The 10,435-nt window shown below is 69.0% G+C and carries 9 protein-coding genes; 6 read left to right on the top strand and 3 right to left on the bottom strand.

The annotated features are described in order from the left end of the window. Window positions 1-620 precede the first annotated feature (620 nt). Window positions 621-809 (top strand): helix-turn-helix transcriptional regulator, encoded by a 189-nt coding sequence (locus tag ENE75_RS16675; RefSeq protein ID WP_233259136.1) that lies wholly within the window; start codon window positions 621-623, stop codon window positions 807-809. 334 nt (window positions 810-1,143) lie between these two features. Here the strand turns inward: ENE75_RS16675 and ENE75_RS16670 are convergent, their stop codons facing one another. From ENE75_RS16670 to ENE75_RS16660, 3 genes are all read right to left on the bottom strand, one after another. After that, on the bottom strand, window positions 1,144-1,347 hold the full coding sequence (locus ENE75_RS16670) for a helix-turn-helix domain-containing protein (protein ID WP_310733638.1): 204 nt from the start codon (window positions 1,345-1,347) through the stop codon (window positions 1,144-1,146). A 120-nt stretch (window positions 1,348-1,467) separates the two neighbouring features. After that, a complete protein-coding gene (locus ENE75_RS16665; RefSeq protein ID WP_128199437.1) occupies window positions 1,468-1,701 on the bottom strand; it encodes a helix-turn-helix domain-containing protein in 234 nt (77 codons plus the stop codon). Window positions 1,702-1,852: 151 nt separating this feature from the next. Then, complete coding sequence (locus ENE75_RS16660; RefSeq protein ID WP_128199436.1) at window positions 1,853-2,092, bottom strand: helix-turn-helix domain-containing protein; 240 nt, start codon at window positions 2,090-2,092, stop codon at window positions 1,853-1,855. A 121-nt stretch (window positions 2,093-2,213) separates the two neighbouring features. Between ENE75_RS16660 and ENE75_RS16655 the strand changes: the two genes are divergently transcribed. From ENE75_RS16655 to ENE75_RS16635, 5 genes are all read left to right on the top strand, one after another. Further along, on the top strand, window positions 2,214-3,068 hold the full coding sequence (locus ENE75_RS16655; protein ID WP_128199435.1) for a transposase: 855 nt from the start codon (window positions 2,214-2,216) through the stop codon (window positions 3,066-3,068). A gap of 32 nt (window positions 3,069-3,100) precedes the next feature. Further along, complete coding sequence (locus ENE75_RS16650; RefSeq protein WP_128199434.1) at window positions 3,101-3,580, top strand: RNA polymerase sigma factor; 480 nt, start codon at window positions 3,101-3,103, stop codon at window positions 3,578-3,580. A 2-nt stretch (window positions 3,581-3,582) separates the two neighbouring features. Next, window positions 3,583-4,656 carry a FecR family protein gene (locus ENE75_RS16645; RefSeq protein ID WP_128199433.1) on the top strand — a complete coding sequence of 358 codons (1,074 nt, stop codon included), beginning with the start codon at window positions 3,583-3,585 and terminating at the stop codon, window positions 4,654-4,656. A gap of 75 nt (window positions 4,657-4,731) precedes the next feature. Beyond that, complete coding sequence (locus ENE75_RS16640; protein ID WP_233259135.1) at window positions 4,732-7,707, top strand: TonB-dependent receptor; 2,976 nt, start codon at window positions 4,732-4,734, stop codon at window positions 7,705-7,707. A 260-nt stretch (window positions 7,708-7,967) separates the two neighbouring features. Further along, entirely contained in the window at window positions 7,968-10,253 is a 2,286-nt protein-coding gene (locus ENE75_RS16635) for an alpha/beta hydrolase family protein (protein WP_233259134.1), read from the top strand. Window positions 10,254-10,435 lie beyond the last annotated feature (182 nt).

The following is a 10,435-nucleotide window of genomic DNA, read 5'->3' as shown; positions in this document are numbered from 1 at the left end:
CGCGCTGCTGCTGTCCGCCATCACGCTGAAACGCTGTCCGCGATCAGCGTGAAACGGTGTCCGCCTTCCCGTGAAATGCTGTCCGCGATCCCGTGAAATGGGTGTCCGCGATGACGTGAAATACGCAGTCTGTTGATCTGGCCGTGTCGTGCTTCCACCCGTCCCGGGTGGCGTCGCAGTCGATACCTGCCTCATCCGCTGGCTGGGCAATGTCTTCATGGCCCGAGCCTCTTGGCGCGGTCGACCAGTGTCGACGGGAACCCCATCTCGACCGATGGCATACAGGCCAGTCCCCTGACCATCGCTTCAGGCGCCAGGCCCAGCATTGCGGAGGGCTGGGGGCGCCCGTTGGGGGGGGGGGCGACTCGATGACCCGGAAGAGGGCCCTCGGCCGGGTCTCTTCGGCTGGCATCTGCATCCACCGCGCGAACGGAACGCCCGCGGTGGTCCAGGGGTTGAGCGTTCCCGAGCGGCTGGCGCGTTTCCTGACCGAGCGCCGTCGTCGCAGAGCAGGTCATGACCTTTGCCGGCTGAGTGCCGATGAGAGGCCGATCATGTCCCGCGTTACTGTCCCTGCCGCCCCGTCGGCGGATTCCCCGGCTGCACCGCCTTGCCCTGCCTTGCCGGACACCGGCTTCCTGCGCCAGCCGCAGGTGCTGTCCTTCGTCCCCATCTCCAAGTCCACCCTCTGGCGGCGCGTGCATGCGCGCACGTTTCCCGCGCCGCTGAAGCTTTCCGAGCGGGTGACCGTCTGGCGCGTGGAGGACGTCCGGCAGTGGATGGCGCAGCAGGGGGCCTCATCGCGGTAGTCGCCGACGGGTTCGCTCCACGCCGTGGCGCAGGCCGTGCTGGACGCCGTGGTTGCCATGCTCCATGCCCCAAAAGGCAGCCCCGACCGGTTTCATCCGGTCGGAGCTGGAAGCCTTACCGCGTTCCTGCGGCGCGGCGCCTGCTCAGGGAGGAAAAGCAGGGGGCGAACCGCCCATTCGCATACTACGCACTCGGCGGATGTCGCTCAAGGCAAGAGATGTCGCGGCGGCACCGGATGAACGTCGCAGGCGCACCGCCGGCCGCGCCGATCACTCCTGAGACTGCCGTGCCGTTGCCCGGCGCTGCTGGGATCTGGGTGCCTTGCGGGCTACGCTACAGGCGTGCCTTGGCGACCAGTTCGGCCGGTGTCACATCGAGCGCCTGTGCAATCTGCGCTGCGAGCACCAGGCCAACGCTCTGACAGCCCCGTTTGACGCTGCTCATGTAGGAGCGATAGATGCCCGCCTCATGTGCGAGCGCCTCCCGCGAGAGCCCGAGAGCAAGGCGTCGCTCGCGAACAGCGGAGCCGAATGCCACCAGCGCCGGTGCTTGGGCGTAGCGCGGAGATGGGCGAGGCAACTCGAACCCTGGTGTTGAACTCGTGAGCAATCCAGGAACTCGTTGGCGACCGAAGGTGCGGCCAACGACACCCAAGTCTCAGGTCGGCGCCAGCAGTTCGACAATGTCGACGTCGAGGGCCGCAGCCAACCGCTCGACATTGTCGAGCGAGACGTTTCGCTCTCTGCGTTCGATGGAGCCAACGTAGGTGCGATGCAGGTCGGCCAGATCCGCAAGTGCCTCCTGCGACAGGCCACGCTCCGCCCTGAGCGCACGCAGTCTGCGAGCAAGACGCTCACGCGCAGATTGAACGGCTCCTCCTTGGCTTCGCATCGCGCCGGAGGTTCGCGTTCAGATGACTTTGGGTCTACAGACTTAAAGTAGCATCAGGCGTTCTCGGTGATTGGCACTGACATCGGCGGTGGCACGTCCAGGGGGGGCGGAGCCTCGACGATGGGGCACCGCACCCAGGCCGCCGAAAGCGTCAGCGTGGCTCTCGAGCAAGCAAATCGCAGATGTCCACCTGCAGCGCCTCCGCCAGTCGTTCGACGTTGTCCAGGGAGACGTTCCGTTCTTGACGCTCTACCGAACCGACATACGTGCGATGCAGTTCGGACAGTTCTCCCAGTGTCTCCTGGGAGAGTCCCCGTTCCGCGCGCATGGCCCGCAGATTGCGCGCCAATCGTGCTCGCGCGCTTTCGTCCCCTGCCGTCTCCAACGCCATGCATCGAGCGTCTCGGGTTGATGACTTTAGGTCTACAGACTTAAAGTAGCACTCGCCTGCCGCTTAGCCGTGATGTGCGCAGCGTGGAGTGCGTGAAGAGGAGACGACTCGAGTGTCAGCTTTGAACGACGGCTACTGCAGCGATGACGGTTCCAGCGGCTCTCTGCTCTGTCATCGATACATCTTGGCAACCCTTCTTTCGTCGCCGGTCAGGATGTCCGAGATCTCGACGGTGGGTTGCAGCGAGGTTCGCTGGGCGGTGGGCATCGCCGCGAACGGTGATAGCGAGTTGCTCGGGGTTTGGGGGCCCCGCGTTGTGGGCCTACGGCCCGCCACAGGCGCGCTGGCTGAGGCGGGCAACCCGGCGCGGCCTGTTGCACCGCCGCCTGCGTGGCATGCCCATTTCGCCGACATGCGTGCTCGCGGACTCGCGCGTGTTCGCCTTGTGGTTTGTCCCGATTCGCCGAGCTTTGCCAGCGAGCTGCGCGATTGTTTCCCGGGCGCCACGGCACTGCCCTCGTTCGCACTGCAGTTCGAGGTGAGCGTTTCGCGTGCCGCACAGGACCATCGGGCATCGATGGCTCTTCTGCTGCAGGACATCATCGACGCCGGGTCACCGCACGAGGCTGGTCAGGCGCTTGACCATCTGGAGTCGAGTCGACTGGGTCAACGCTACCCGGACGTTGTGGCTGCCTGGCGCCTCACCCTCGAACAGGGGAGGCCGCTGTTCGATGCGGCGCCCTCCCTTCGGAGGGTGGTCCATTCGGGCGATGGTCTGTCGGTGGACATGAACCGAAGCTTGGGCCGGGCGATTGCGCGGCGGCGGCCGTTCACAAGTGCCGACGATGCGGTCGAATTCGTCCGCGCGGCGCTGGAACGGCGGCTCCGTGCGATCGGGGGTTCGGACAAGGGGGCCGTTACCGCTCGTAGCCGCACGCGCACCGCGCTTGCCACTACGATGTCGGCCAGCCTCTGAACCATCAGTCTTCTTCGCGCGCGGGTATTGCGATGGTCAAGTACTGGCAAGGCGTATTCTCTCGGGTCAAAGCCGCCCTGGTGCGCCGCGGCCGGTCGGAGCAGGATGCCGACGACCTGGTGCAGGAGGCCTGGATCCGGCTCGAGTGCTACCGGCGCGAACATCCGGTCGACGAACCGGAGGCGTTCCTGATGCGGACCGCGCTCAACCTCTCGATCGACGCCCATCGGGCGCGCCTGACACGCGGCGAGGAAGTCATGCTCGAAGACGTGGTGCTCATCGACACGACACCCAGCGCGGAGACCACGCTGCTGGCGCGCGAGCGTCTGGAGCGGCTGAGCGTGTGCTTCTCGCGGCTGAACGGCAAGACGCGCGACATCTTCCTGGCGCACCGGGTCGAGGGCCTGAGCCGGGAGGAGATCGCGCGCCGGCACGGCCTCAGCGTCAGCGCGGTGGAGAAGCACATCGCCAAGGCCATGCTGCTCGTCACCGGCTGGATGCAGGGCTGGTAGCCATGGGTCAGCCGCAGGCGGCGGGTTCGGGCCGTCCCGCACCGGATGACCCGCCAAAGGTCACGCGGGAGATTGCGGCCGAGGCGGCCGTGTGGGTGACGCGGCTGCACGGGCCTGGCCGCACGCGCCAGATGGAGCTGGAGTGCCTGGCCTGGCAGCAGCGCTCGGCGGCGCACCGTGAAGCCTTCGAGCGCTGCACCGAAACCTGGGAGAGCGTGCCGCGGCTGACCCTGGCCAATGCCTTCGCGGCCGCGCAGTCAGGCGGGGCTCCCCTAGGTGCGGTCGGCGCTTGGCGACGACAGGCCGCCCGATGGGCGCCCGGCATCGCCGCCGTGCTCGTCGTGCTGTCCGGCGGTCTCGGCTATCTGGAATGGCGCGATCGTGACCTCTACGTCACCGGTGTCGGCGAACAGCGTCTGGTGGTGCTGGACGATGGCTCCAGGCTGACGCTGAACACGGGTACTGCGCTGAGTGTCGACCTCGACGCCGCCCGGCGCTCGGTGACGGTCGAGCGGGGTGAGGCCCTGTTCGAGGTGGCGAAGGATCCGGATCGACCCTTCGTCGTGCGCGCCGGCGAGAGCGAGGTGGAGGCACTGGGTACGGTGTTCACCGTGCGATACGCCGCCATGCCCGAGCCGACCGCGGACCGCCTGGCGGTGACGCTGATCGAGGGCAGGGTCGCGGTGCGCCCGGCCGAGCCGGGCGGCGACGCGAAGCCGGTCGGGGTGGTGACGATGGAGGCGGGCGACCGGGTTCGGGTCGGTGGTGCAGAGGTCGTGCGTGACGCACCAGCTGCGATCCGCGTCGACAGGCCGGATGTCGAGCAGGTCACGGCCTGGCGGCGGCGGCAGGTGGTGTTCGACGACGACCTGCTGCCGCAGGCGGTGGCCGAGATGAACCGGTACAGCCGAACGCCCATCGTGCTGTTGGACGGTTCCGGGCTCGAGGGTCTGCGGGTCAGCGGGCTGTATGGCACCGGTGACGCCGAAGGATTCGCCAATGCGGTCGCGAACTTGCATGGGCTGCAGGTCCGCCATCACGATGGACGTTTGGAGCTGACCCGTCCACACCCGTGAAAACACTGTCGGGTCCCGGCTCGACAGACTCGTCATCTCGTTGTCACCCCAACGACAACACCAGAAGGCCACGAGATGCATCGATCGACCAGGGTCCGCCGCCGATCCTCCCACCATGTCCTGACGATTCCGGCGCTGGCCGCCTGCATGGCGTGTGCCCTGCCGGCGCTGGCAGCCGACGTCCGCGAGGCCGCCCGCCATGTCGTCGAGCAGCCGTCTCAGGCGATGGCCGAGACCCTGCGTGCGATCGCCCGCCAGACCGGTGCTTCCGTGCTCTTCGACGCCGTAGCGGTCCGGGGGCTCGTCGCGCCGCGGGTCTCGGGCCGGCTGTCGGCGGCGGAGGCAATCTCGCAGGCGCTTGAAGGCTCGGGCCTGATGGTCGAGGTGATGGGCGATGGCGCCGTGGTGGTCAAGCCCGCGGTCGCTCCGGCTGCGCCGGCGGCAGGAACCAAGACCTCGCTGCGCCAGGTTCAGCTCGTTGCGCGGACGGTCACGCCTGACCAGGATCGTCCCGGCGCATCGGGGTCTGGCCAACCGAGCGCGGGTTCGGCGTCGCAGAAGGTGGAGGTCACAGGCACCCGCTTGCGGCTCGTGGAGAGCGAGGGCGCCGTGCCGGTGCGCGTCTTCCGTCGCGAGGACATCGAACGCAGCGGACAGGCCACGCTCGAGCGCTTTCTGGGCAGCCTCAACGAAGCCTCGGTGTCGCCGGGCGAAGGCGCCTTTGGTGCCACCGCGGGACAGGGCTCCGTGCAGCTGCGTGGTCTGCCTCTGGGCTCCACGCTGATCCTCGTCAACGGACGGCGCGTGCAGGCGGTGGGCTCCTCGTCGGCCAACTTCTTCAACCTGAACCTGATCCCGATGGCGGCCGTGGAGCGCGTGGAGATCGTCCCCGTGGGTTCGTCCGCCGTGTACGGCGGCGATGCGCTGGCCGGCGTCGTGAACGTGATCCTGCGCCAGTCGATGGACGGCGTGGCGCTCGACATGCGTCTGGCATCGGCCAGCGGCACCGGCGACGGCAGCGTGTCCCTGGCGGCAGGCACGCGCTCCCCGACGGGTGGGTTCACGGTGGTCGGGACCTACAGCAGGTCGACGCCGCTGACCATGGCCGAACGTTCGTTCTTCGACGACGCCGACTACCGGCCGCTGGGCGGGCCCGACGCACGGTCGCGCAACTGTGTCCCGGGGACCGTCACCACCGCCGATGGCAGCAACCTGCCCGGTCTGACGGCGCCTGTGGCGGGCATCCCGCTGCGGTCCCCAGGGACCACGCTCGTGCCTGCCGACTTCGCGGCCACGGCCGGGCAGCCGAACCTGTGCAACAGCCTGGCCAGTGGCCGCGGCTCTGCACTCGTGCATGGCAGCGAGGCGCTCGGCCTGCATGCGGTCGGCGACCTGCGCTTGTCGGACCGCTGGTCGCTGTTCTCCGAGCTCACCCTGGCCGACGACCGGCTGCGGGCGGAGCAGGGTGGCCTGGTGCTGAGCAACGTGCTGGTCCCGGAGACCAATCCGTACAACCCCTTCGGCGTGCCGGTGCGCGTAAGCGCCCGCCTGGGCGATGCCAACGGCACGCAGTTCTTCGCCCGTACGACGCGCTTCACCCGCGTGCTGGCCGGACTGCGCGGTGAACTGCCCGCGGGCTGGGATCTCGAGCTGACGGCCTCGACTTCTCGCGATGCGGGCGAGCGCGTGCTCGGCAACGGCAACACCAGCGTGGCCGCGCGGAACGCCGCGCTGGCGTCCGCAAGTCTGGCGACGGCGCTCAACCCCTTCACCGTGGGTCCGGCGGCCTCGCAGGACGTCCTGGATGCGATCTGGACGGACTCCGTGCGGGCCAACCGCGGGCGCAAGGACCTCGTGACGGTACTGGCACGCGGGTCGCTGGGCGCGCTGCCTGCCGGCGAGGTGGAGGCCGTGGCCGGTGCGGAACTGGCACGCGACCGCTACGAGACGTCCATCCCGGGCGACGTGAGCGTCGTCGACAGCCGGCGAGCGCGTGCCATCTTCGGTGAGCTCCGGCTTCCGCTGATGCGCGCGGGCGAGGGGACCGATCGTGGACGTGAGCTGGCTGCGCTGACGGTGGCTGCGCGTGGTGACCGCTACAGCGACTTCGGATCCGCCAGCACCTACCAGTCGGGCCTGGAGTGGCGCCCTTCGCGTTCCACGCTGCTGCGTGCGTCGGCGGCCACGTCGTTCAAGCCGCCCACGCTGCTGCAGACGAGCGTCGACGAGATCCGGCTGACCACGGACGACTTCGGCTTGGTCGATCCGGCGCTGGGCGGCGCACCGATCGTGGGCGGGGAGGTGCTGCGCACCACCAATGCGGCCCTGGAGCCGGAAGAGGGCCGCGCCGTGTCGCTCGGTGCCATCTGGGAGCCGGTGTCGCAGCCCGGGATGAGATTCGGGGCCACGGCATGGCGGGTCCGCATAGACGGCCTGATCGCGCTGCTGTGGCCTCAGGTGACGCTCGACAACGAGGCCCAGTTCCCCGGCCTAGTGACGCGGGCCGCGGATGGCTCGGTGTCTCGGGTGCTCTACACGGAAGTGAACTTCGGGCGGGTCGAGACGGCCGGCCTTGATCTCGAGGCTGCCTATGGCTGGCAGGCCCACGGCGGTCGCTGGAACGTGGGCGCCAGCGCCACGCGTACCAGTCGCTACGACGTGGTCATCGCCCCGGGCGCGCCGATGGTGTCCCGCCTGGGCAAGCGCTTCGCCGACTACTGGGCGCCGGAGTGGAAGGGGCGACTGTCGGCAGGTTTCGATGCCGGGGCCTGGCGGCTGGGCTGGACGGGCCGGTATGTCGGCGCCTACGAGGATGCCGGCACCAGCACACGTCGCCTGGGCGGGTTCTGGCTGCACGACCTTGCCGGCGGCTTCGACCTGCGCAAGCTCGGGTTCGACATCGGCGCGGCGAAGTCGGCCACGGTGTCGCTGGCCATCGTGAACCTCACGGACCGGCTGCCCGAGTTCGCCAACTCCTCGCCGTACTACGACGTGACGCAGGCCGACTGGCGCGGCCGCTACGCCAGCGTCAGGTTCTCCGTCGACTGGTAGTCGGCGCGCCCGCGCCGCCGGCCTGACCTGGCTGCGCCCTGAGCCGTTCCCCCTGTCCCCTGGCCTGGTCCGACCGGCAGCCATCTGCTGGCGGACAGGCGTTGCCCACGAGGTTCCTGTCCATGTCGCAAGCGCGTGAACCTGGCCATGTCCGCCTGCGGTTCAGATTCTTCACTGTGTCCGGGCGCGTAGCGCCTGCCCTGTGCCTGGCGGCGATCACCTCGTTGGGACATGCGGCGGCCAACGGCGAGGGCCCGACCGTGCGTGACGTCGTCGAGTTCACCCGCATCGTCCAGCCGCGCAATGGGGATCCGGACCAGCTGGCGGCGCAGGTGTCGCCGGACGGCAGGCGCGCGTTCATCGTGACCCGTCGCGCCGATGTCGCCACCGACACCAACCGGTACGAGATCCTGCTGCTGGACGTGCGTCCCGAGCGTCTGGCGGACGGAAACCCCGAGCCGGTGCAGACGCTGATCACCGTCGAGGCCCGGACCGACGAGAACTACATGGACCCGTCCGTGCAGGACGTGCGCTGGGCCGGTGACCGGACGCTGCTGATGCGCGCCCGGATGGACGATGCCGGCTTTCAGGTCTACAGCCTGGACGTGGCGACGCGTCGTCTCAGGCAGCTGACCTTCGAGAGCCGACGGCTGGTCTCGTTTGCGGTGTCGCAGTCGCTCGACCGTGTCGTCTATGCGGCGCAGGTGCCGCAGCCGCCGATGCTGCCGGGCCGGCACGCGGTGGTCGTCGGCAACCAGTCTTTCTGGAGCGTCAAGCACGGCCAGGACGACTGGCGCGCCCAGCGCCGGTACTACCAGTACTTCGTGGCCGAGGCGGGCGCCGACCGGCCGGCGCGGTCGTTGGGCGAGGTGTTCCCTGAGGCCGGCAACGCCCTGCCTGGCGTGGACATCTCGCCGGACGGCCGCTGGGCGCTGCTGCATCGTTGGGAGCCGGAACGGCAGCTGGCCTGGGGCAGGGACTATCCACTGGTGGCCGTGGCCACGCACCGCTACGGTCCTTCCGTGAGCGTGGACCCGCTCGGCTACTTCTCGCGCCCGTCGCACTACGTGCCGCGCCGCCTGGTGGCCTGGCGGCTGGACGACGCCAGTCCGCAGGACGTCATCGACGCCGCGGACGACGCGCTGCCCGGCGACCTGCAGCGGCGAGGAGATCGCCTCTGGATGGGTGGCGGGCAGTCGGTGCTCATCGGCGGAACGCATCTGCCGGTGTCGGACACGTCCGACGGACCGGAGGGCGTCAGGCGAAGCCATGTCGTCGAGTACTGGCCGGACGAGAACCGCAGCCAGGTTGTCACGGCACTGTCCGGTCGCCTGGGCGAATTGCTGCCCGTCCGAGGACGGCCCGACCGGTTCGCCGTGACCGATGCCGCCGGGCGTCGCCTGTTCGAGCGTCTGCCGAACGGAGGCTGGGTGCAGGTTCGCGCAACCCAGGGGACCGCGGCGACATCCACCGGACCGTCGGCCATCGGTCCTGAATGGCGCCTGAGGGTGGCGGAAGGGCTGGACGTGCCGCCGGACGTCGTCGCCGACGGCCCGGAGGGACGGTCAGTGAAGCTCACGACGCTGAACCCTCAGTTCGACCCGGATCGGTGGGGTCGCATGCAGCCGTTCACCTGGTCCGACGACAGGGGCAGGCGTTGGGACGGTGGTCTCATGACGCCGCATCGGGTGGACCGGACAGCGCGCCATGCGCTGGTGATCCAGACCTACGGTTTCGCGCCGGATCGCTTCTACCTCGATGGCTCGAACCGGGGCGACGGTCACAGCAGCGGGTTTGCAGGCCGGGCCTTCCTGCGCGAGGGCATTCTGGTGCTGGCGCTGCCGATCCGGGCCGCGACGGGCGCGCCGAAGGGCGAGCGGGAGGCCATCCTGGCTTTCATCGACGCCGTGCGTGGCGCAGTCGATACCCTGGTGGCGGACGGCCTCGTCGACCGGGATCGGGTCGGCATCCTGGGCTGGAGCGCGACCGGGGAGCGTGTCCTGAACCTGGTGACCTTCGGGGATGTGCCGATGAAGGCGGCCTCCATCCTGGACGGGGATGCGAACACGCTGTTCTCCGCGGCTATCACCTATGCGGCCAGCGACAACGTCCTGGCGCGCAAGGAACGCACCAATGAAGGTTCCCCTTTCGGGGCGACGTTGGCGAAGTGGGTGAGCAACGACCCGTCCCTGCACACCGACTGCATCCGCACCGCCCTGCGCATCGAGACCTACGGTCCCTGGGTGCTGAACAACTGGGACATCTACGCCCTGATGCGTCGGCAGTACAAGCCGGTGGAGATGGTGGTCATCCCCGGGGGATCACATGCCCTGTCGCGCCCGGCGGAACGCATGGTGTCGCTGCAGGGGAACGTGGACTGGCATCGCTTCTGGCTCAAGGGCGAGGAGCGTTCGGAGGTGGTGGTGCCGGGCGAGACGGCGGAGGACCTCCGTCAGCAGTACCTGCGGTGGCGGCAGATGGTGGACCTGAAACGTGCCGACGATGCGAAGCCGCCGTGCGCGGCCAGGCGCGATGCTGGAAGTTGACGCGCTCGCCTCATGGCGAGTGGGTTGTGGTCGCGGTGAGCCGGTTCTTCGGAGAGCAAGGCTGCCATGGGTCGGCCGCCTCGACCCCGACCAACAGTCACGTCGGACGGTCAGCGCCGGTGTCGGGTCGCAGGTGGCTGCAGAGCCTGGGCATTGCGGCGCGTGCGGTCATGGCGCGCCGT

The organism is Rubrivivax albus, assembly GCF_004016515.1.
Classification (GTDB): domain Bacteria; phylum Pseudomonadota; class Gammaproteobacteria; order Burkholderiales; family Burkholderiaceae_C; genus Rubrivivax; species Rubrivivax albus.
Note: the sequence above shows the minus strand (reverse complement) of the source record. Positions and strands in the feature narration are given on the sequence as shown.